At 56.5% G+C, this 21082-nt stretch carries 27 protein-coding genes and 4 pseudogenes; 17 read left to right on the plus strand and 14 right to left on the minus strand.

The genetic code is table 11. From position 1 onward, the window contains the following. Nucleotides 1–146: 146 nt before the first annotated feature. Both QNM96_RS10205 and QNM96_RS10210 read right to left on the minus strand, forming a co-directional pair. Nucleotides 147–479 (minus strand): hypothetical protein, encoded by a 333-nt coding sequence (locus QNM96_RS10205; RefSeq protein WP_283836114.1) that lies wholly within the window; start codon nucleotides 477–479, stop codon nucleotides 147–149. 60 nt (nucleotides 480–539) lie between these two features. Continuing rightward, on the minus strand, nucleotides 540–911 hold the full coding sequence (locus QNM96_RS10210; protein WP_283836115.1) for a hypothetical protein: 372 nt from the start codon (nucleotides 909–911) through the stop codon (nucleotides 540–542). Between the two features lie 165 nt (nucleotides 912–1076). On the opposite strand from QNM96_RS10210, the gene QNM96_RS10215 reads away from it, so the two are divergent. Continuing rightward, the gene (locus tag QNM96_RS10215) at nucleotides 1077–1205 is read left to right on the plus strand and encodes a hypothetical protein (RefSeq protein WP_283836117.1); all 129 of its coding nucleotides are present in this window, start codon (nucleotides 1077–1079) and stop codon (nucleotides 1203–1205) included. Here the strand turns inward: QNM96_RS10215 and QNM96_RS10220 are convergent. After that, a complete protein-coding gene (locus tag QNM96_RS10220; protein WP_283836376.1) occupies nucleotides 1189–2217 on the minus strand; it encodes a hypothetical protein in 1029 nt (342 codons plus the stop codon). The genes QNM96_RS10215 and QNM96_RS10220 overlap by 17 nt on opposite strands. Next, entirely contained in the window at nucleotides 2210–2839 is a 630-nt protein-coding gene (locus tag QNM96_RS10225; protein ID WP_283836118.1) for a hypothetical protein, read from the minus strand. Before QNM96_RS10225 ends, QNM96_RS10220 begins: the two co-directional genes overlap by 8 nt. A gap of 233 nt (nucleotides 2840–3072) precedes the next feature. Between QNM96_RS10225 and QNM96_RS10230 the strand changes: the two genes are divergently transcribed. The 6 genes from QNM96_RS10230 to QNM96_RS10255 all read left to right on the plus strand — a co-directional run bounded on the left by QNM96_RS10230 (nucleotide 3073) and on the right by QNM96_RS10255 (nucleotide 5343). Continuing rightward, complete coding sequence (locus QNM96_RS10230) at nucleotides 3073–3336, plus strand: transcriptional regulator (protein ID WP_283836119.1); 264 nt, start codon at nucleotides 3073–3075, stop codon at nucleotides 3334–3336. 119 nt (nucleotides 3337–3455) lie between these two features. After that, the gene (locus QNM96_RS10235; RefSeq protein WP_283836120.1) at nucleotides 3456–3674 is read left to right on the plus strand and encodes a hypothetical protein; all 219 of its coding nucleotides are present in this window, start codon (nucleotides 3456–3458) and stop codon (nucleotides 3672–3674) included. Nucleotides 3675–3999: 325 nt separating this feature from the next. Then, on the plus strand, nucleotides 4000–4296 hold the full coding sequence (locus QNM96_RS10240) for a winged helix-turn-helix domain-containing protein (RefSeq protein ID WP_283836121.1): 297 nt from the start codon (nucleotides 4000–4002) through the stop codon (nucleotides 4294–4296). 42 nt (nucleotides 4297–4338) lie between these two features. Beyond that, nucleotides 4339–4602, plus strand: a complete 264-nt coding sequence (locus QNM96_RS10245; protein WP_283836123.1) for a transcriptional regulator — start codon at nucleotides 4339–4341, stop codon at nucleotides 4600–4602. A 177-nt stretch (nucleotides 4603–4779) separates the two neighbouring features. Continuing rightward, nucleotides 4780–5040 (plus strand): hypothetical protein, encoded by a 261-nt coding sequence (locus QNM96_RS10250; protein WP_283836125.1) that lies wholly within the window; start codon nucleotides 4780–4782, stop codon nucleotides 5038–5040. A gap of 42 nt (nucleotides 5041–5082) precedes the next feature. After that, nucleotides 5083–5343 (plus strand): transcriptional regulator, encoded by a 261-nt coding sequence (locus QNM96_RS10255; RefSeq protein WP_283836127.1) that lies wholly within the window; start codon nucleotides 5083–5085, stop codon nucleotides 5341–5343. Nucleotides 5344–5681: 338 nt separating this feature from the next. Here QNM96_RS10255 and QNM96_RS10260 read toward each other — a convergent pair whose 3' ends face one another. Further along, nucleotides 5682–5945 (minus strand): UPF0058 family protein, encoded by a 264-nt coding sequence (locus QNM96_RS10260; RefSeq protein WP_283836129.1) that lies wholly within the window; start codon nucleotides 5943–5945, stop codon nucleotides 5682–5684. Nucleotides 5946–6003: 58 nt separating this feature from the next. On the opposite strand from QNM96_RS10260, the pseudogene QNM96_RS10265 reads away from it, so the two are divergent. Next, nucleotides 6004–6213: pseudogene (locus QNM96_RS10265) on the plus strand (ISH6 family transposase); the annotation flags it as partial. Between the two features lie 247 nt (nucleotides 6214–6460). Here the strand turns inward: QNM96_RS10265 and QNM96_RS10275 are convergent. Together QNM96_RS10275 and QNM96_RS10280 are read right to left on the minus strand one after the other, a co-directional pair. Then, a complete protein-coding gene (locus tag QNM96_RS10275) occupies nucleotides 6461–6811 on the minus strand; it encodes a hypothetical protein (protein WP_283836132.1) in 351 nt (116 codons plus the stop codon). Nucleotides 6812–6918: 107 nt separating this feature from the next. Further along, nucleotides 6919–7575: a helix-turn-helix domain-containing protein gene (locus QNM96_RS10280; protein WP_283836133.1), complete on the minus strand. Its 657-nt coding sequence runs from the start codon at nucleotides 7573–7575 to the stop codon at nucleotides 6919–6921. Between the two features lie 197 nt (nucleotides 7576–7772). Here QNM96_RS10280 and QNM96_RS10285 point away from each other — a divergent pair, with 197 nt between their 5' ends. The 3 genes from QNM96_RS10285 (at nucleotide 7773) to QNM96_RS10295 (ending at nucleotide 9045) form a co-directional block, all read left to right on the plus strand. Then, the gene (locus QNM96_RS10285; protein ID WP_283836134.1) at nucleotides 7773–8414 is read left to right on the plus strand and encodes a helix-turn-helix domain-containing protein; all 642 of its coding nucleotides are present in this window, start codon (nucleotides 7773–7775) and stop codon (nucleotides 8412–8414) included. A 95-nt stretch (nucleotides 8415–8509) separates the two neighbouring features. Further along, the gene (locus QNM96_RS10290) at nucleotides 8510–8863 is read left to right on the plus strand and encodes a HalOD1 output domain-containing protein (protein ID WP_283836136.1); all 354 of its coding nucleotides are present in this window, start codon (nucleotides 8510–8512) and stop codon (nucleotides 8861–8863) included. Beyond that, on the plus strand, nucleotides 8860–9045 hold the full coding sequence (locus QNM96_RS10295; protein WP_283836138.1) for a hypothetical protein: 186 nt from the start codon (nucleotides 8860–8862) through the stop codon (nucleotides 9043–9045). Before QNM96_RS10290 ends, QNM96_RS10295 begins: the two co-directional genes overlap by 4 nt. Nucleotides 9046–9163: 118 nt before the next feature. On the opposite strand, the pseudogene QNM96_RS10300 reads toward QNM96_RS10295, so the two are convergent. Next, a pseudogene (locus tag QNM96_RS10300) lies at nucleotides 9164–9357 on the minus strand (hypothetical protein); the annotation flags it as partial. Between the two features lie 172 nt (nucleotides 9358–9529). Between QNM96_RS10300 and QNM96_RS22925 the strand changes: the two are divergent. Beyond that, nucleotides 9530–9799: pseudogene (locus QNM96_RS22925) on the plus strand (type II toxin-antitoxin system HicB family antitoxin). Nucleotides 9800–9977: 178 nt separating this feature from the next. Here the strand turns inward: QNM96_RS22925 and QNM96_RS10305 are convergent. Then, nucleotides 9978–10625 carry a TRIC cation channel family protein gene (locus QNM96_RS10305; RefSeq protein ID WP_283836139.1) on the minus strand — a complete coding sequence of 216 codons (648 nt, stop codon included), beginning with the start codon at nucleotides 10623–10625 and terminating at the stop codon, nucleotides 9978–9980. Nucleotides 10626–10758: 133 nt separating this feature from the next. Here QNM96_RS10305 and QNM96_RS10310 point away from each other — a divergent pair. The 3 genes and pseudogenes from QNM96_RS10310 to QNM96_RS10320 form a co-directional block, all read left to right on the plus strand. Next, nucleotides 10759–11065, plus strand: a pseudogene (locus QNM96_RS10310) (transcriptional regulator); the annotation flags it as partial. A gap of 114 nt (nucleotides 11066–11179) precedes the next feature. Beyond that, on the plus strand, nucleotides 11180–13855 hold the full coding sequence (locus tag QNM96_RS10315) for an AAA family ATPase (protein WP_283836142.1): 2676 nt from the start codon (nucleotides 11180–11182) through the stop codon (nucleotides 13853–13855). Then, nucleotides 13848–15203, plus strand: coding sequence for a hypothetical protein (locus QNM96_RS10320; RefSeq protein WP_283836143.1), 1356 nt, complete (start codon nucleotides 13848–13850; stop codon nucleotides 15201–15203). The genes QNM96_RS10315 and QNM96_RS10320 overlap by 8 nt, the downstream gene beginning before the upstream one ends. A gap of 60 nt (nucleotides 15204–15263) precedes the next feature. Here the strand turns inward: QNM96_RS10320 and QNM96_RS10325 are convergent, their stop codons facing one another. Beyond that, nucleotides 15264–15755, minus strand: a complete 492-nt coding sequence (locus QNM96_RS10325) for a hypothetical protein (RefSeq protein ID WP_283836144.1) — start codon at nucleotides 15753–15755, stop codon at nucleotides 15264–15266. A gap of 266 nt (nucleotides 15756–16021) precedes the next feature. Between QNM96_RS10325 and QNM96_RS10330 the strand changes: the two genes are divergently transcribed. Further along, entirely contained in the window at nucleotides 16022–16402 is a 381-nt protein-coding gene (locus QNM96_RS10330; protein WP_283836145.1) for a winged helix-turn-helix domain-containing protein, read from the plus strand. Between the two features lie 54 nt (nucleotides 16403–16456). Here the strand turns inward: QNM96_RS10330 and QNM96_RS10335 are convergent, their stop codons facing one another. Further along, entirely contained in the window at nucleotides 16457–16915 is a 459-nt protein-coding gene (locus QNM96_RS10335) for a hypothetical protein (protein ID WP_283836146.1), read from the minus strand. A 443-nt stretch (nucleotides 16916–17358) separates the two neighbouring features. On the opposite strand from QNM96_RS10335, the gene QNM96_RS10340 reads away from it, so the two are divergent. Beyond that, entirely contained in the window at nucleotides 17359–17625 is a 267-nt protein-coding gene (locus tag QNM96_RS10340; RefSeq protein WP_283836147.1) for a HalOD1 output domain-containing protein, read from the plus strand. 255 nt (nucleotides 17626–17880) lie between these two features. On the opposite strand, the gene QNM96_RS10345 is transcribed toward QNM96_RS10340, so the two are convergent. The 3 genes from QNM96_RS10345 to QNM96_RS10355 form a co-directional block, all read right to left on the minus strand. Further along, on the minus strand, nucleotides 17881–18396 hold the full coding sequence (locus QNM96_RS10345; protein WP_283836148.1) for a hypothetical protein: 516 nt from the start codon (nucleotides 18394–18396) through the stop codon (nucleotides 17881–17883). Nucleotides 18397–18645: 249 nt separating this feature from the next. Beyond that, complete coding sequence (locus tag QNM96_RS10350; protein WP_283836149.1) at nucleotides 18646–20055, minus strand: FAD-dependent oxidoreductase; 1410 nt, start codon at nucleotides 20053–20055, stop codon at nucleotides 18646–18648. A 578-nt stretch (nucleotides 20056–20633) separates the two neighbouring features. Then, a complete protein-coding gene (locus QNM96_RS10355; protein ID WP_283836150.1) occupies nucleotides 20634–20972 on the minus strand; it encodes a TM2 domain-containing protein in 339 nt (112 codons plus the stop codon). Nucleotides 20973–21082 lie beyond the last annotated feature (110 nt).

Below are 21082 nucleotides of genomic sequence, written 5' to 3' on the forward strand. Positions count from 1 at the left end.
TGAATCACGATTGGGAGCAATCAGTGCCGTTCAGCGTCGTTCTCCCGCTTGTAATCGAGGAACTATCGAATAGGAGTCCGGAAGAGAGGGAAGTGTTACACGACTGTATTCATCCGGATGCATTGGACGAACTATTCGCTAAACGGTCAAACGGGGTTGAACGGTGCGGAGGGGGGCTCTGGTTCACCTGCTGTGGGTTCACCGTATTCATCTACAGTGACGGAGAGGTGGTACTCTATCCCCCTTCCGTTTCGAGTCCAAAATCCGAACTCCACGATCACCGGTGAGTCGAATTTTCTGCGCCCCCTCGTATAATAATCCGGGATACACTCCCAGTCGCTACTTTCCGGAGAGACGATAATTCCTCGTCCATCGAGTCTTGCCGTGGACTGGTCCGCTTTCGAGTTCTCCTCTTCGGGCTTATCGCGAGGATTCACAGGAACTGTCGACTCTCGGGAGTAATACATGTCCACGGCCAACTATGATACGTTGAAGTTTGACACTTTAACGTAATTCCTACGAAACTCGGCGCTTTCGGACTAACCGCCGGACGCTGACTCCTCAGGGTTCGCATCCTGTACCTCGACGATCACGGCCTGCTCGAGGTGCTCGATGTCTCCGCCCGTCCGGATTTGGAGCGTTCGTCCCGGGAGGTCGGGATCGTCATCGTCGGTCGACTGTTCCGGAACGGAGACGGCGGTCGCCTCCGTAATCGTAACGTCCCGGCGCTGGATCGGGTCGCCCTCGTGCTCGACGGTCTCCCACGTCGCGATGTCGAACTCGTCGATATCTTCGCCGAAGTATTCCTCGGACTCCCTGTCGATCGAGTCCGCCGTCTGTGACTCTCCAGTCGTTCTGTTGTCGTCGAACTGGACTTCCTCGTGTTTGTACTGCTGAAGATGGACGAGCATGTGAGTTACCATTACTCATGGTGACTAAAGCGTATGACCGGCCAGTGCAAGAGGGTGTGTCAGTGCCACGATTGGGAAGCGACTCGAGCCGCCGTGGACAACTGGTGTCCGCGGCCGATACGGACAAGGTGGCTCTCGAGCACGACCGATGATGACCGAGTGAGGATGGACATTTCTGTAGCCGTCCGTGCGGATCGTCTCCTTCGGGTCGTGATCGGCGGCTCTCTCGAGGGATTCCTCGAGAGAGCCGCACTCGAGGCTCACTCGGTCCCCGTATTCACTGCGAGCCGGTGACGGCAGCTGTCTCTGGGGCGTCGGTGCTCGAGGCGGCTGTATCCTCCGTCGCGCCTCGAGTTCCATCCCGAGCCTGGTCTCGAGTCCCGCCGCTTCGCTCGCCCGGAATCTCGGCGTCAGCTGTCAGCAGGACCCGACGTTCGGTGTACTCGAGGCCGTTCTTTCGCTGGCGTTTCTTGCGGACCGCCAGTCGGTTCTTCGAGAGCTCGAGCAGGGCGTCGATGGTTCTCGAGACGAGTTTCTTTGCGTAGGAATCAGAGACGCCCGCTTCCTGCCTGCGGATCCAATGTTTCAGATCGGAGGCTTTGACGTACGATCGAACGCCCTTACACCCCGATTTCCAGGGATCATCCCCGACCGCGGGATCGACTCGAGCCTTCCAAAGCTCGGCCGCGAGTCTCGAGGGGAGCGTGCTCGTCGTCGAGCGAAGCATCGGTTCGTCCATGCGGGCGAGTTGCTGAATCGGGAGCAGGTCGGCGTGGGCCAGCGACACGCTCCCGCCGCGCTCGAGGGGATCCTCGGAGTCGGGCAGTCGGTAGTAGCTTCGGTCGTCGTCCTTGCGGATCTTCTCGAGGTGATCGGCTTCGATCTCGAGCTCCCGCGGGGAGACGGTCATCTCGAGCAGGTGGGCCCCCTTCTCGAGTTCACGAGCCTGGAGTTCGGCGATGCGGTCTTTGTTCGTTCCCGAGCGGTTGATCGCGGCGGTGGTTCGGTTCTCGAGTCGGGTGGTCGCTTGCTCGAGGTGGTCCGTTTCGTCCTCGAGCGTGGTCGTATCGTCCTCGAGTTGTGTGGTCTTGTGTTCGAGTTCCTGAACCCGTTCGCTGAGGGATTCGTTTTCGGCCTCGAGCCGTTGGTTCTGGGACTCGAGCTGTGCGCTCTCGGATTCGAGTCGTTCGTTATCGGATTCGAGGTCCTCGACGCGGTCGGTGAGTTCGCCGACTCGGGTTCGGAGGGTTTCGAGCGCTCGAGCGAGATCCTGCGTCTTGAGTTGGTTGGAGGGAGCGCTAGTCATCTCGACCGCCTCGTTGCTGATCGGTTTCGTCTCCGTGGTTGTCGTCGGCAGGTTCGCCGTGGCTGTCGGCACTGGATTCGTCCTCGGACGTGGTCTCCCGGCCGGAATCCGGTTCGTTCGAGTCGGTGTCGTCTGCTCGTCTCGAGTCATCTGCTCGTTCCGGGTTTTCGTTTTCACGTCTCCAGCGATCGTAGGCGACCGGGTCGGGGCCGAGCACGCTCGTCACGCCGCCCCCGCGTTCGACGAGCATGGGGACGTCGTCGGCGGTGCTATCGCTTGAGTCGTCATCGTTCGTCGCGGATTCGTCATCCATCTCGGAATCTCCCGCTGTGGACTCCTCGCCCGTTTCGGAACCGGGCTCGCGAAGGAGTCGGTGCGCCCACTCGGCTTCCGCCCGAATTTCGCGGACGTGGCGCGTGGCTTCGTTGGTTGGGGTGTCGGGTTGGTCGCCTTCGAGTTGCTCGAGGAGGATTTCGGCCTGTCTGTCGATCAACTCGAGACGGTCGAAGGCGCTCGGATGGGTGGAGCCGCCGTCGGTGCGGAGGGCTCGAGTCCCGGCGTTCGTCGTCGGTGCATGCGGTCGGTCGGGGCTTTCAAGTCCCCGTGAATCGTCGTCGTACATGGCTTCCGTACTGTCTTACGGGAGCTGTCGCGGATCGGTGGCCAAACACCGGTCCGTTTGCTTTCTGGTGGATCCAACGCGTAATCAGAGCCAGCAGTTCATCCCGTTGTGTAACCTCACTGTCGTCATCTGTGATAAATCTAATCACTGTAAAGTGATCAATAGATTGGTTATTAGTGACCCAATTCTGATGTATCGACAGGCGTAAGCATCTAATCGAAGATAATCGATCAATGCGAAAGCCCGGTAACTGGATGCAATTGCCGACTGACGAGCGGATCCTCGAAGTCCTTCATTCGTCGGATCTGATTCTGTCCCCTGCTGTTATCGGAAAGAATATTGACAAAAGCCGAGAACAGGTGAATCGACGTCTTTCTGTTCTTGTCGAGTATGGACTTGTTGTCAGGATTGAGCGCGGTTATTACGAAATCGATGCGGATGGTGTGCGGTATCTCGAGGGTGATCTCGACGCGGATTCGATCGAGGAAGGCGAGTGAGAGATATCCGGTCCTACTGGAATCTATTTTGGACACTTATTCTCGTGGAGGTTTCGCACACTACAACTGCGTACTGAACGACAGGAAACTTATTGGAGATAGAGTTAGAACTTTTACATATGACCCAGAACAAATCTGATGGTGGGAAGTTCATTGCTTCAATCCATCGCTCGATACTTGGTGCACTACTCGCAATAGCCGGGATTGTGGGGCTTGCCGGGGTAATGGAAGCTCTCACCGGAGGACACCTATTATTTGGTCTCATTGGAATCGTAGTTGCTGGAATCGCAGTCTATTGGATTTATCACTTGTTCATGGAAGGTCTGCAAGAACGGTGATGAAAGATTCGCTACATACTTCGACCATATTGAGCGATCACTATCTTCGCAAATCAAGTCGAATCTATCTGGTCGTTTCCTTCGTTAGACACGGTGCTCTCCTTCGACTTCTGGTGAGATAAGCCCATAGCTCGAATAGCATGTGAGTTCCCGGTACTGATCGCTTACTGTATCAGGTCTATCAGCGATTGCAGATTCCAACAAAGCGGGATATCCGATACCAGCCGAACTGTGGGCTCGCACTACCCAAATTCTCTTGAAAAGGCGGCCGTTCTTTCGGCACCGATGGAAATAGTCAAACAAGAAGCGTTCGTCCTCTGAGGAAATGCAACCGCGGTTAGCCGAGTGGATGACGCCGGTCGATAGAGCCATCCTCGAGTTACTACACAACGAGGGTGGTCCCCACGAACTCGTGCTCTCACCACGATTGCTCGCAGAAAACAGCGACTGGAGCCGACAGACCGTCAGAGAACACTTGATGACACTTCGTGATCGCGGACTTGTCGAGTACTACGACGAAACTGGTGGCATTTACCAGCTACCTGATCGAGGCCGAGCGTATTTAGTTTGTGAACTGGATGTGGAAGAACTCGAGTCTGATGAGGCAAATGATAATCAATAGTCCCAGAGTGACCGATAGCCATATTGCTTACTCGAGTGTGCCATGAGACGACCCGGCGAGTGGATGCAATTACCAACTGATGAACGGATTCTCGAGATCCTCCATTCGTCGGGCCTCATTCTGTCTCCCTCAGTCATTGGAAAGAACATCGATAAAAGCCGCGAACAGATCAACCGACGGCTTTCGGTTCTTGTCGAATACGGACTTGCTGTGCAAGTTGAACGGGGATACTACGAAATCGATACGGATAGTGTGCGGTATCTAGAGGGTGATCTCGACGCAGATTCGCTCGAGGCAAATGAATAAATCCCTCCGTGGATCCGCTTCAAAATTCGACAGTGAGCGCTTTGGAGTGGCTGGACGTTCTTGCTTCGGGACGGATACTACAGCCATCCGCCCAAACTCGAGTGAGATTTCATATACTATCACGTAGCTACGCGGTATGTATGACCGATATCTCTTCGATAAAACGGTATCTCTACTATGCGAGAACGCGCTGACTGGATGGTTCCAACCGACGACGCTATTCTGGAATACGTGCGAGATGCAGGCGAAGTTCCACCAGCAGTTATCGGACGCAACATTGACTCTCACCCAAACTACGCTGGACAACGTTGCAGGCTCCTCGCTGAACACGGCCTACTAGATCGCGGAAGCGACGGCTACTATTCGCTTACTGAACTTGGACGCCGATATCTGGATGAGGACCTCGAGCCCGGGGAGCTAGACGTTGACCACGAGTAACGACTGAATCGACACGAGTAGACGAATGAAATCTACAAATTGATGAGAAAACCAGGCGAGTGGATGCAATTGCCCACTGATGAACGGATTCTCGAGATCCTCGAGTCAGGACTGATTCTCTCGCCACAAGTGATCGCGAAGAACATCGACAAGTCACGTGTACACGTGAATCGTCGACTTACTATTCTCGTCGACTATGGATTTATTGTCAGAGTCGAGCGTGAATACTACGAAATTGCAGAAGATGGAAGGCAGTATCTCGAGGGGGATCTCGATGCGGATTCGCTCGAGGAAGGTGAGTGAGTAGTACCCGGTCCTGTTGAATCCTATTTTAAAAACTTATTCTCGTGGAGGTTTTGCACACTACAGGTGCGTATTGACCGCTGAGAGAACTGCCAATCGACGTAGAACTTCAAAGAGTGGTGCTTCGATGCGGACTCATCATTGACTATCCGCCAGAGGGGTATAATCACCCTCCGCGGCGAGAATCCACATCGTTTCGAGTTCGTCGTCGGTCGCGTCCGATGGATAGAGTACGCACTCGTTGGCCGAGCGGGGGTTGTCTATTACAACAGCGTCCAAATCACAACGGTCAGATGCCTCTTCAATAGTGGGTGTCATATTTAGGGAGTATCTCGTATTTAGAACGGTAGTGCGTTGTCTGGTGGAGGGTGCGTTTGAACGGCTTGTTCGAAGCCGTCGAGTAGCAGGTCAATCGCGTTCATGTGTGCGTCTTTCTGGCGATGGATATGTGATGGGCGAATCGGTTGAGCATCGTCGGGATTAAATGGCCCGTATGGCACGTTTCCTTCCCGTTCGAAGCACTCACGTGTTTCGAGGAGCAACGCGTGAAGGTGGATGAGTTCTTGGATTTTCACGCTACAATATACCACACCAATCCCCATGTGTATTCTCCAACATATTTTACATTCGTCATATTGGTGGCTCTATACATCTCGAAGCATATTTCTGTCAGTTATTGGGTTTCATCTTGGTGATTCCGATAACTCCTTGTCCTGTACTGCTCGCTGCCCTCTCGCTGAGTTCGTCCCCGAGAAGAACATTGAATCGGTACTTCTCGAATCGGTGGTCGAGATCCTCGATGCAGCCCGCGTCGAGGCGCTCTGTGGCGAAAAGCACGCCCACGACAACGGTGACCAGCGCTTCCAACGAGAATTCATCCGCACAGAACACTCGTCTATGAGGGACCGCTACCGTCGCCCGTTGCTATCGCTTGAAACGCTGATTCCCCACACCGACACCCATCTTTCCGCCCAATAACATGGATTGAACTGTCAGAAAGCACCCACGCTGAGTAGACCGCACCACACTCACAGCACCTCGCAGCCACTTTCGTTCGCTCATCTACCTTCGACACGAGCACTCACCCGTGAGAGGGTCTTGACACTGCTCCAATTGTTCAGCACGCTTCATACATATCAATCAGCGCTAGTGGTTGTTGGTCCAGTTCATCGGTACTGTTCCGGACCTGATTCGTTTCGGTATTGTGGACGATCATGCCGCAGTCTTCCAGCTGTGGAAGATGAATATGGTGAAGTGCAGTGTGGACGCGTTGTCGATGGTCGTCGTCCGGTGGTTCTTCATCTCGAATGCGTTCGGCAACCTGATCTACGAGCGCGCTAACCTGCATCGCCTCCCCCTCGGTCTGGTTCAGTGATCGAAGGACAGCCCGTCGGTGTTCGTTGGCGACTGCCGAGAGAACCACATCGAGTGGGATCGATTTCCCACTCTCGAAGGCACTGACCGTCATGTGGTTTCCCGGGTGGCCAATCGTTCCACTCTCAGATTACGGTGCATACTCACTAAATAACGTGCAAGATCTGTGAACCTTTAGCATGGTGTACAAGGGTACACGGTTCACGTCCCTGACTCGGCGGGAATGAGTGTATGCGTGACGAGCGCCACGATAGCACGACGGAGTCGTTCCGTCACGGCCTGATCGGAAATTCCGAGTTCGTCCGCGAGATCCTTGGTTGTACAGCCTCTCGGGATATCGTAGTACCCCTTCTGGACGGCGAGACGAATCGCTTCGCGCTGGGGCTCGCTCAAGCCGTACCACGGACCGTCGTCCGGTTCCGTTGGATTATACACACGAGTCGTCTCGACCGAGACCTGTGCATCCTCACAGTGCGTCGTGAACTCGCTGAGAGCGCCGTGGCTGGGAAATCGCAACTCGAAGTCCCACGCGTCGGGTGTACCGACGGCGCTCAGTAGCTGCCCCTCGCTCTCGCTGATTCCGCGGAAGACGTGGTCCTGGTTCGCATCCCAATCGAGCGTGAAGAGTGTCCGGTCGTCGAACACGTCCACCGCCGATGCATTGGTGACAGCCGGGTGGCGTTGGACGATTTCGAGAAACGACTGTCGTGTCGAGTTGTGGATCCAGAAAAGCGGAACGGTGGCATCACCAACCGGGACGAGGTTTTCGAGTTCGATGGACGTTACCCCCTCGACGCGGAGAATCCGTCCGAGTTCGAAGTCAGCGGATGGAATGCGAACTTCAGCAATAACGCTCATTACTCGCTCTTGCCACCATGGTTGGCCCTGCCCGTACAAAACGGAGCGGCTTGGTACACCATGCCTGCGCGAAATTGACGCCGATTCCCGTCCGCTATCCCGTACCAGGCCCGCCATCCACCGCGTGTGGGCCAATCGTAATCAGCCCTTGTACACCATCCACGTCGGTTATCCGCCTTCGTGACCAATCAGTCGATATGGCCACCGTGATGGAGTTCACGATGCCGGCAGCCGAGTTTCCACTGGGGACGGTTTTCGAAAATTTACCGGAGGTGACGATCGAAATGGAGCGACTTCTTCCACAGGAGAGCCTGATAATCCCGTACTTCTGGGTCCGTGGCGGGCAACCCGCGGATATCGAATCCTGTTTCGAAGCCCACCCTGGCGTGAACAGTATCGATCTCATCGATAGCGTCGAGGACGAGTATCTCATGCGTGCGGAGTGGGATCAGGAGTACGCTGGCATCTTGAACGCCCTCGCCGAGGACAACGTCGTCGTTCTCTCCGCGGTCGGGACGAACGACGGGTGGGACTTCGAGGTCCGGGGTGAGAGTCACAAGAAGATCAGCGAATTTCGCTCCACCGTTCAGGAGTACGATATTTCGATCGAAATTACCGCTGTGCACGCATTGCTCGCGATACAGGAAGACGGCTACGAGTTGACTGACACCCAGCGAGAGGCACTGGTATTGGCCTACGAACACGGCTACTTCGATTCCCCACGCGAGGCGTCGCTCGAAGATGTTGCCGAGGAGCTCGGAATCACCCAGCAGTCGCTTTCGTCTCGACTCAGACGCGGGCACCGACGGCTCATTGGCGGGACGCTCATCACTTCGTAAGCTCGCCCGAACCGCTCGGTTCCCCTATTTATACCTTCTGTATAATCAGTATAGCTGTTCAACCGGTTCAGGCCGCTATATTGGTGTAGAACAGTATGGCAGCCAGCTTAGCCAGTACCGAGTTGGAGTCGATCGAGTACCATCGCGAGTCAGAAACGTGCCGAGCCCAGTACGATCGAGATGAGACCTCCGCAAGCATGGCCGTCATTGCGGCGCTGTCGGACGTGGTGGACAGCGATCCGACCGAACTGGAACCGCTCCACGCGTCCGTCGACACTGGTGCGCTCGATGAGCTCGTCTCCCTTCAGGTCGCGACGAACGGAGATATCTCGGTCACGTTTACCGTCGCGGAGTACGAGATAACCGTCTACAGCTACGGTGTGATCGCAATCGATCCACCAGGACACAATCGAATCGACGACCTGAACGAGGGCGTCCCTCACAAATGACCTCCGAAAAGACGACGCTCACGACTCGAGCGGAATTAAATGACGAACTGAAAGCGCTCCTTCGTCGGGCGTACAGCAACGGGGTTGACGTCGAAGGTGGGTGGAACTGTCGGAACGGTGCCGACCATCCGGACTGGGACGTGATCGTCACCGAAGTACGAAAGAACGAGGGGTCGGAGTAACTGTGTACGGAGCAACCACAAGACGGTTCGGGGTTGCTCCGGAAATGACTTTCAGCTGACTGTTTCATTCCCCCCAGATCGATCCCACGTTCGGTCTCCTGATAGGGTCGGTTGTAAGTCATTTCCGGTTATTCGCCACCCCGCTCTGGCGAATGACCGGTAAACAGTTACAACCGACCCTATGAAGGATGAACGGCCCTATCGCCAGCGCCTGCTTCGCGACGGTCGCGGCCGGAGTACGTACGCGATGAAGACGACGAACGGGGAAATGCCGACCACGAACCCCGCGCTCGTGAGCCAAACGAGATTGTCTGAACGTGAGTTTTGCGTGACCTCCTGAATAAAGAAAGGCGCTACTGTCAACTATTACCCAACAGTTCGAATGATCCTCCCGAACTTGTTAGTTAGTGGCGAGTGGTTCTCGAGGCACTGAACGACTCGCACGTGCCGAACGCCTAACCACCTACCGAGCATATCACAGCACATGAGCACTGATACTGGCTCGAACGGTACCCCTGAGTCCGAGACGACAATCACGCTCACCGAGGAAAGCGGGTGGTAGGTCGCAACGGACGAAGCGATCGGCGTCACTAGTCAGGGGAAGACGCGAACCGAGGCGCTCGAAAACCTCGACGAAGCGGTCGCTGGCTACAACGGCGAGGGTCGAGAGCCAACAGACGCAGAACTCCGGGAACTCGGCATCGATCCCGAAACGAACGTCCCTGGAAAATCACTGCCAGAGGAATTTCAGTAGGCCCGATCTCGAGATGTCGAAGCGAACATATTCTGGCGACGACGTGATGACAGTCCTCGTGAACCACGGCCCGTTTTATCTCGACGAAATGCGACCGCGGTTAGCCGAGTGGATGACGCCGGTCGATAGAGCCATCCTCGAGTACCTGCGCGACCGAACGGATACCAAGGCACACCTCTTAATAATCCAAATGCTGTACCGTCGGAAGATTCCACCCGTAAGTAACTGCAGCGAGCCGAGTCACCACGGTCACTGCCGCACACACCACAGCGGCCGTACTCCCGCCACCTCCGACCGTACCAACCAGCCAGTACGCGCTTCCGCCGAGGACCGCACAACTCGCGTAGAAATCCTCGAAGAGGATGAACGGGGAGCGGTCGAGAAGAATATCTGCGAACGCACCGCCCCCGACGGCGTTGATCGTCGCAATAGCAACGATACCGAACGCCGAAACGCCCGCTTCAGTCGCGACGATCGCACCGGTCGTCGTAAAGGCGGCGAGTCCGATAGCGTCGGAGACGAGCGTGACCGGATGTCTTTCTGGAGACGACAGAACGATGCTCAGCGCGATCGCCAAGCCGACTCCGAGGAGCCCCAGACTGATTTCGATCGGTGACTGGAGCGCTAATGGCACTCGCGTCACGAGGAGATCGCGCGTTGCGCCACCGGCAAACGCCATCGCCAATCCGACGATGGCAATTCCGAACAAGTCGAACTCCTCGTGGATCGCCTTCGACGACCCGACGAGTGCGAACGCAACCAGACCGATCGTGTTCATAACGGCGAACGGATCGCCGAACAGTACCGCGAGAGCGTCCTGACTCACTGCTCTCGCCTATGGCCGAGAGTCTCTTGAGTGCTCCGTCTCAGCACCCTCTCCTGCTCGATCCGACTGCACGGGTACATGCGCGGTAACTGCAATATGTACTGATTTGCCGGTCGTACTCGGGAGCGCGGCGAACTCGAGGACGCTTCTGAACGGCGATTCGTACGCGAAGCTCAGTCTGCTTCGTAACCCGGATCCTCGAGTTGCTCGAGACGATCGCCGAACACGAACCCGAGAGTATCCGGGAAGCCGCTGACCTCGTCGACCGAGACTACAAGCAGGTCCACCGGGACCTCTCCGAACTCGAGGATATCGGCGTTCTCGAGTTCGACGGCGGCGGATCCGAACAGGCGAAGACACCGCCGCTCGGGTACGACGGCATCGAGATCGATATCCCGTTCGCGGATTCGAGCGGCGGTGTCGACGCTGCTGCGCCCTGAATAGTTCGTTGGTCTGTGTATTCAGTGCCTCTCTCGAGTTTCTCTTGGTCCGTAGACATTATCAACCTCCGTTTGTGACAGGTTTTATAGGCTGATACTGTCTGCTTCTCACCAATGAAGACGGGACCAGATGGGGACGACGTGATCGGGGAGGACACGGATTCAAGCACGGACGATCCGACCGTATATCAGGTTCCCGTGAAAACTGGCGACGGGCCGATCCGCACGAACTTTGATCGAACCGTCATCGAAGGCGTTTCTCGAGACCGATTGGAAGACCCCTGTAATATCCCTCTCGACCACGAGACGCTATCTGTCTGGGGAAATACAGCCGACGAGTCCGCGGACGAAGGTGATTTCCTCCTGTTCGCTGATCGCGATGGTCGCCGCGGCGGGGAGTATACGCTGTTGGCACGGATCGCTCACGCGATCGTTCTCGACGACGACACCGCTTCGAAATTCACCCAGCGAGTGGGCTGGGGAGATGGATCGGATAAATCGTATCAGCACGTGATGTTCCTCGCCCCCATCTACGAGACGACGCTCGACCGCGGGCAATTCTGGGAGACGATCGGGTTCAAAGGCTGGCCGAACGATACCTACAGTCGAATCAATTTCGAACGAGACGGCTCGAGCTTTTTTGACGAGTACGATTCTGTTAGCGCGTTTATCGACCAGATTACGGGACAGCCAATCTCTCGAACGGATAGCAACAACGATTACGACGGCCTCGAGGCGGCGAGAGACGACGTTCGGCGACGACTCACCGACTCGTCGACGGAAACGGAGTGGCTCACCGAACGGTTCGGGGAAGCGCTCATCGCCGATTGGACGAGTGCTCTCGATGGTTTCCGTCCGTCCGACGATGTTTCGGCGGACACCGCCAACCAGTTCGATCAACTACGGGATATCTACGAACGACTCGAACCAGAACTCGAGCGAACAGCCTCCGAACTGGATATCGGCTCGCTCGGAGCGTTTTCTCCAGCCAAGACGCTCTTTCTGTGTTGGGTTCGTCTCGTTCAAGATCGACTGAGTCTCTCCGGCGGCGTGCTCAGTCAGCCCCGACTCAATAGTATTCTCCACGACTCCTATACAATCGAGACGGACACGACCACTGAGAAGCTACGATTGGCATCCGATATCGAACATCCGGTGGTCGAACATATTCAATCGACAACGTCTACGGTCTACAAGTTCACTGCACCGCCGGATTTCTGGATAACGAGCCTCGAGTACAACTCGATTTGCTTTGAGAGCGAAGACCGAGAGGACTGGGAAGGGCTCGCGAAGGGCGACGTAGTGCTATTTCACTCGCGTACACAACCTTCCGATGACGCGTTCACTGAGCAACCGGCCGGACTTATCGGCGTCGGTATCCTCGGGCAGACATTCGAGAAGGCTGAGCCGTGGTGGCGAGACGAACACGAGAAGGGTGAGTCGTACCCACTGGTTGCAACGTTTGATCGCCTCTTCGTTTCTGGAAGACTCGAGGAGATTGACTCCTCAAAATCGATCACCGAGAAGACAGCGAGCGAAATCGACCGAGAGTGTGACGCCCTCACGGCGAACCGTCTTCCGATCTCGGATGCCAACGAAATTTGTGCTGAGATATCGGGAACGGAGTTTCCAGTGCAGTCCCGGTTCGCAACGTTTCGATCCACAGACGGCTCAGTGGATTATGATCGACCAGTTGTACTTATTGATGCCTTCGTGGACGATCTTCGTGAGGCACCGTCGGTTAGTGTCTCGACTTCGTATCAGGGCTCGATCCAGTCTGGCGTCCTCGACGGGCTCTACTTCCCGGATGACGGCGGTGAGCGGATTATCGAACAGATTTCGACGGCGCTTCAGGCGGACAAACACGTTCTCCTGACGGGACCACCGGGCACCGGAAAGACGGAAATCGCTCGCCAGGTCTGTGCGCATCTCGCCGAAACCTCGCCGCACCTGTATTCGGGCTTCGAGACGACGACGGCGACTGCTGACTGGTCGACGTTCGACACCGTTGGTGGATACATGCCGAACGAATCGAGCGAGAACGGGGATAATCTCTCGTTCAAACCCGGTCTCGTTCTCAACCGCCTTAAACAGACGCAAACGGGGTCACAGTCCAACGAATTGCTGATTATCGACGAACTGAACCGCGCTGACATCGACAAAGCCTTCGGCCAACTTTTTACACTGCTTTCGGGACAGTCGGTTCAGCTCCCATATACCAGAGATGGCCACGAGGTCGAGATTACGACGACTGGCGATCACTCGGGGCGGGTCGCCGAACACCAGTACCTCGTTCCGGACTCGTGGCGAATCTTCGCGACGATGAATACCTACGACAAAACGTCGCTCTACGAGATGAGCTACGCGTTCATGCGTCGGTTCGCGTTTGTTCGCGTTCCAGCGCCTTCACTTCCCGATTCTCGAGCGGAGGAAGAGCGCCTCGAGGAGATCGTCCACAACTATGCAGATGCATGGGGGCTCGACCTCGATCGTGACGTAGCGATGGCAGTCGGTCGCGTCTGGCGAGAAACCAACCACGCCGTCGAGGAACGCTCGATCGGACCAGCGATAGTCGAGGATGTTCTTCGATACGTCACTCATCATCCCGAAGACGAACTCGAGTACCACCTCACGCAAGCGGTGGTTAGCTACGTTCTTCCACAGTTAGAGGGTGTTCCGAAACGCCGTCAGATCGTCCGCGAGATAGCGGCCGTCCGAGAAATTGACGAATCCTTGCTCGAGGATGCATCTCGAGAGATGCTTCAGATAACCATCGCCGAGCATGAATAGAGACCAACTCCTCGATCAACTGACCGAGGACGTCCTCGCTCATGTAATGCGAGGGTCGTTTCCCGAACGTGAGCTAGCACAATCAATCAAACCAGAGCAACTCGACGAGCGGTTCGAAGAGTACGAACTACTGCTCGATCTTCACTTCATCCTCAAATCGGATGTCGTCGACTTTGTCCGAGAGCTACCGAACCACTTGCGGAGCGTACGAACTGAAACGCGAACGACCACACGGAAGCGTCGTGGAACCGTCGACGGACGGATCAACTGGGGAGAGACGATCAAAACTCGATACAGCGAACATCCTCGGGACTCGTCGATATTCGTGTGCGAGAACCGGTCAGAGGATTACGATATCCCCGAAAACATCGTCCTCAAACGGTTGATATCCGTTATCCACACGACTATCCGTGAGGCCGAACAGTATCTTCGGGGCGAGTACGAGTGGGTCCAAGAAACGTGGAAGGGCAGTGAAAACCTGATCGACGAATTACAGCATATCGTCGAGCGAAACGTCCACGTTCGCCGAATTCGCGACCCCGATACGTACGAACCAACCGAACGGATGCTGACGACGGCAGAGAACTCGCGCCACGAAGTGTATCGTAAAGCCGCTTCGCTTCTTCGGTCTCGAGAACGACTGATTCGTGGCGAAGCTGACGAAATCCGTGCACTCCTTGAGGAAACGGCAATTGCCCCCGATGATCAGGACACACTCTTCGAATTATTCGTTCTTTTCCGATTCGTCTCAACGCTCGAACGATTGCGTGAGACACAGCCGGAGTTCAAGACGATCGCAACCGGGCGACAGGAAGTGGCCAGATTCGAAGACGACAAGGAGATCGTTCTCTATCACGACAATTCTGCACCCGATCGAAACCTGTCGTTTGTCGCGGTCCCCGACGAAGAAGAAAACCTCTCACGAACTGACGAGGTCCAGCGGACGGCTCAAGACGTTGCGAGTGACTACTTCGGTCAAGACTTTCGAAACCACACTGGCCGTCCCGATGTCATCGTTCTCGAGATTATTTCGCCGGAGCAAGACCAACACGAGTACCTAATCGTGGAAGTCAAAAACAGCACTAAGGTGGATACGATCCGCCGTGGAATCAAAGAAACGCTGGAGTATCTCGCTTTCCTTCGGGTTAACGAGGAGTTCGTCTTCGGCCGTGACGAAATGGCCGAGGATTACTTCGGTTCGGGCTGGAACGGTCTCTTGGTCGTCCAAGATCTCGATGATGAAACGGCATCGCTCGAGGAACAGGCCGAAAACCCGGTAACAATCTTGCAAGCAGCGGAACTGGAGAAGGAACTCGAGGGGATTCTCCGGAAGATACTCTCAAACTAATGTCTGCTCTTCTATGGATTGTTGCGGACCTGACCGCTCTTCGATCTTCTCGAGCACCCCTTACTCCCCAGGCGGTTCGTTGAGAAGTCCGTATTTCACGCGATAGACGACCGCTCCAGCACAGCTACCGACGCCGAAGCTGTGGGACGCGTTTTCGTCGTAGCGCGCCAGGAGAAGACCGGAAAGCACCTCGAGCGCCCCGAACCCGATCCGTCGGGCTCGAGACTGTCGGATCGACCCCACGTCGTGATCGTAGCGGTGTCGATAGCCGACTGCAGTTGCGAACCCGCACAGAAACCATCGGGGTGAGAGGGGATCGTCGGGGGTTCCCTCCGCGACGCCTGCCACGAACGCGTTTCCCGGCCGTTGGTGGTCCGGGTCTCGAGTCGGCACATTCGAGTCCCGTGGTTGCATCGCCGCGTCGCTCGTCCCTGGGGTCGGCCCGATTCGGTCGCCGTTTTCGCGACGCTCCAGCAGGGGACGGATCGATATCGTGAGTGCGAACAGGCTCGCGAGCAACTCGAGAATCGCACGATTTCGGCGGGAAATCATCGTGTTGTATTGACGTATAAATCGTATAATAGGTTTCGGACGTTCCCTCTCCGATAGCGCCGAACGCTTCGGATGGGACGGTTTTGAGACACGGCGATACACCGCGTCTTGGCTTGATCGAACCATGTCCTCGAGAACCTCCGGTTCGAATGGATCCGCAACCCCCTTTGAGTCTCGAGGCGACCGCTCGCCCCCTCTTCCTCCCGTTTTGCGGCCGCCAAAATCCCGGAGGGGTTTATCACTGTTCCAGTATCAGCCGGGAGCACATGCAACGGACATCGTGTCGCGGCGATCCGACGGCGACCCAACCGATCGACCTCACCGAGACGATCGAGTTACTGGCCGATGACCACGCCCGAGAGATTCTCCAGTCGCTCGACGAGACGAAACGTTCCGCGGCCGAGGTCGTCGACCGCTGTGATATCTCTCGAGTGACCGCCTATCGTCGGCTAAATCGGCTCGAGGACGCCGGGCTCGTCACCGCCGAAATTCGTCCCGTCGCCGACGGGAATCACTGTACGGTGTATGCTAACGCACTAGACACGCTGACGCTCTCGGTGTGTGCGGACGGATTCGAGGGAGCGGTCGAAACCGCTCGAGGCCCGCCTACCGGTCGATCGAACGGGGCGATCGCTGGTGATGACTGACGCCGGAAATGCCCCTCAGAAGTTTCGCCGAGTCGGCCGGATAGCACCAACTGATCAGGCGAACAGCAACAAACCCAGAAAGACCGACGGGAGGAGGATCAGGATCGCGAACACATGTCGCCAGGTCCCGACCGGCGGTTCTCGAGGGTTGCCGTACTGTTGTTCCCGTTCGTAGGCGACCCACGAGCCGGTTACGACCGCTGTGATCCCGATGGGAACGATTGCGAACATGACGAAACTCCAGCCAACCACCATCGCGAACACCCAGAGGCCGGCGAAAAGTCCCAGTAGTTCGCCGCCGAGCAGCGCTCCCGTTGTGAGATGCCGCCACTCGGCGAGCAGTATCGTTCCACCGATGAGACCGACCGCCCAGGCCACTACTCCCATCCCGGAAATTGCTGGAAAAGACTCCGCGAGCGGGCTACCCAACGTCGCGTAGAGAATTCCGGCCGTGGCGAGTAGTCCCAAAACGAACGCCTCTGCCACCATGAAGAGGTCCGGCCTGTCTTTCATATCTTCGTGTCTTCCTGACAGCATATGAACGTATTGGATTACCATAACGACAGGGTCCGTGTTTTGTCCGTCTCACCGTCTCTAGCGGTACATATTCAGCACGATACCCTCGAGCGGTGGGAGTGTCTGTGGGGTTGTCATTCCTCGAGAGGACCGCTCGTGCTCGCGACCGGTCGATCGAATTCACCGACGGCGACTGTTCATCACCGACGGCGATTGTTCAGGTACCGATTCGGAATCATCGACGTCGATTTTCAGGGATAGGAGTGACCGAATTCGGTTGCCGTTTCGACAAACTACAGTTCTCTCTGTCAATGAGAATGTCAATATATTATGCTATTTTGGTACTGATCTCGGTATAATTTGATGACACTTTAACTCAACGATCAAGTTTAGCGAATTTTCGACAGTTTTAGACCAGTGGCCACGAGTTCGGTAGATAGATGGATTTGATACGCTCCACTCAAACAACGACATCAAACTGTATCTGGGATCTCATCGATGCGGTCGCGGAATCGAAGGGAGTCGAACCCAGCCAGCTCCCTCCAATTTACGAGACGATCGATCCTGAACCGATAGAGAGTCTGATCAACGGCTCCGGTTCAGCGTTCGAACTGACCTTCGAGTACGTCGGATACCAGATTCGGATAACGCGGGACGGCTACGAGATAATCGATGACGGGACGATAGAGGCGAGCGAAAACTGGTAACTGATCGATCGGATCCCAGCCGTTTACGCATACTTTTCGACGAAAGAGACACAACGGAACCGGATTAGGAACGACGACCCTCGAGCAGATCGTGTTGGCCCACGACTGGGAAATCGAAATCGCGAACAGTAAAATCTCGACGGTACACGATTCGAGATCGGCGTTTCGTGAGACGCGAGCTTCCCTCGAGCGGTCGAAAGCCACTGAGTCCGAATCCCTCTTCGCGGCCTCGACAACAAATTGTCCGGAACCGTATCACTCGTCTGACGTGACGTACCGGGCGTTCGTCCAGATTTCGTCGGCATCCCTGTGATCGAAGTAGATCCGGATGCTGGTGATCAACGAGTCTCGCACCTGACTCTCCCACTCCTCGAGCGCCGCTTCGTACTCCTCCTCGAGAACGTCCTCGTCGAGTTCGTCGCCGTGATCTGTTGTCGCTCGCTCGCGGACCGCTTTACGCGTCGGGACCGTGAGGTGAGTTTCGTTCGGGTGAACGCCGGCTTCGTTTCGGACGAACGTTGCTGGATCGAGGTGGATCGGTTCCGGCTCCCTGTCCGGCGGATACCGCTTTGGCCCCTCCTGTCCGTACGGCTCCGCCTGAACTTCTCCCTCGAACGGCGGCGTGAGTCGAAGGACGTGTGTTCGAAGCCTCTCCTCCTCGTGGTTTCGTGTGAACGCCTCGATGATATCCTCGGGATCGGCGACGACCGTCTCGATATCCGCCGCCGGGTGGGTCCTGAGCGCCCGGTCGGTAGTCTGATTCTCTCGCATGTTTCGTCTACTGATGGTGCGCTCATTTAACGCTGGTGAGATGACTGGGTTCAGTATCCGCGTGATCGGTGCTTGGACGGGAGCGGGTATCCGAGAGCAGAAATCGTCGATGCGCTGGTCAGCGGTGGAGTACGGTTCCGATTTTGACTTGCCACGTCGCCACCCGAGCGATCGATCATAAGTAGATCACCTTCGGTCGATCAGCTTCGGCGTCCGAACGGCTGTTGTCAACCCCGTTTATCGAGCCGATTAGTCGTCGTCGTCGGCGGCGGTTGCAACCGCATCGGCACGCGCTTCGGGTGCTGCGTCTGAATCGGATTCGTCAATGCGCGGGAAGTTCCCGATCGTCTCCTCGCGGAGTGCGGTCTCGTCGAACTCGTACTCGCCGTCGAGGAACTCGAGCACCCGTTCGGTGTCCTGCACGGCGTTTTTCAGACAGGTCGATGCGCCCGGCGAGGGGGTGATGTTGAAGACGATGTCGTCGCCGACGATTTTCGCCTCGCCCATGTCTAGGGACTTGTTTTTCGTGTCGACGATCTGGGGCCGGACGCCGCCGTAGCCTTTGGCGCGTTCGATATCCTCGAGTTCGGCGCTCGGGACGACCTTCTGGACGTGGGGAAGGAACTGTCGAGGGCCGACCTCGGGCAGATCGTAGACGAGGTTTCGGAGCACGTACGGAAGCAAGACGCGATCCGAGAGGATGTTGGCGTAGCTGAGAAACGCCGCCGCGTTCAGGCCGAACACGTCGAGGAAATCTTTCACGGTCGAGATTCGGCCACGCTCGAGCGTCGGGACGAGTTTCGCGGTCGGTCCGAAGCGCGTGATGCTGTCGTCGTGGACGTCAGCGTCGCCGTGGACTGCGGCGAAGGGTAACTTCTTCATCTGGAGGGTGTACACCTTCCCGTTGAGGAGGTCGTCCGCGAGGAAGAAGCTCCCGGCGATGGGGAGCAAGACCTTGTCCTCGCCGTAGCCGAGTTCCTTCGCGATCTGGAGACTGTGCGAGCCGGCGGCGACGACGGTGGCCTCGCAGTCGAATCGACCGTTGCTCGTCCCGATGGTGTACCCGTCGAGCGTCTCCGTGATGTCTTCGACTTCCGTTCCGGTGTAGACATCGACGTTCGCCTCTTCTTTCGCGTCTTCGACGAACGACTTCGTCGTCTCGCCGTAGTCGACGACGTAGCCGTCCGGCGTCTGGAGCGCGAGCATCTCCGTCGACGGATCGCGGCCCTCGACGACTGCCGGTTCGATCTCGGCAATCTCCTCGCGGCCGATCGCGCGCAGTTTCGGGAAGAGTTCGCCGAAGCCTTCCTCGTCGTATCGGTACTCGAGTTGCTCGACCTCGTCGTCGCCGACGGCAAGCACCATCTTCGAACGCTTCGAGTGCATCTCACGGTCCGGATCGTTCTCCTCGAGGTAGCCCGCGAGTAGTTCCGCGCCCTCCTTGACGTCCTCGGCTTTCTCGAGCGTGTAGTTCGTCTCGATATCTCCGAAGTGGAGCGTCTGGGAGTTGTTCGTGACGTGTGAGTTGATCGCGGCAATTTCGGGCTCTTTCTCGATCAGTGCGATGGAATCGATGTCGGTGAACTTCGCTGTCGTGTACAGTAAGGAAGCACCGCTGATACCGCCGCCGACGATGACGAGGTCGTATTTGCCAGACATGGTTTTGGAAGTAGCTAGTTTCGTGACTGCACTCCACACGGATAACTCATATTCTTTCAATCGAGATTTCGTCGATCGACGAAACTGATATCGACAGAGAGGGCGTTCGATTCAGAAAATCGACGATTAGTTCCCGTTTGGGAATAAACAACTCCACGATCGGATAGTTGTTGAGGAGGCCGAGCGGGGATCCGACTGAAGCTACGCGTGGGGCCGACTGAAGTCACGCGTGGAGGCTTGTCACGTGGAGACTCAAGTCACAGGGAGTTCGAGAGTGCCACGCTGGGACTCGAGCAGTGTCTCGAGCCGGGATTGGGGGGTCCCGGACACCGGCGCTATCGTAGGGTTTCCGGCAGGTCGCGGGAGCAAGCATGCGAGGGAACTGCCGAATCGATAGCCTCACTGCTCAAAAGGAACGACAACTGTACAATCAAGCCACGGAAGACACCCGTAAAAAACCGTTCTCGAGCGTGCGATCACGAACGGATATCGGCCGATGGAAGTGTGCTTCCTAAGGTCAGGTCGGGCCGGGGTAAACGACCCCGGTCGGGTGACCCGTGGAACTCGCGCTGAGTCCTTTAGAATTTCCCGAAAATGCTCCCGTCCGCGTATTTCCGTTCGTACTCCGAATCGTCCGAGACCAGCATGATGATCCCCTCGATGATTCCGAAAAGGGCGGGAATGCCGGTCCAGAAGAAACACAAGTAGAGGACGCCGTACTTGATGTTCCCCTGGTAGAACTTGTGTGCGCCCAGTCCCCCGAGTAGAATAGCCAGAATACCGGCGACGATCTTATCCGAGTTGGTGTCGCCCTCGGCGGAAGGCTGTCTCACGCCGCATTCTGGGCAGATTTCTGCTTTCTTGTTTATTTGTTCGCCACACTCCTGACAGAATTTGCTGTTCTCGGAGTGACTCATCTCCTCTCACCCGAACGCTGTCGTTCGATCGCCCCTCTAACGGAGTCGGTTTCTGCATCGCCGTTGCGTTGTTCCCCACTGGTATTGGTATGAGTCATGCGAAAGCTGAC

Origin of the sequence: Halostagnicola sp. A-GB9-2 (assembly GCF_030068615.1) — an archaeon.
Classification (GTDB): Archaea; Halobacteriota; Halobacteria; order Halobacteriales; family Natrialbaceae; genus Halostagnicola.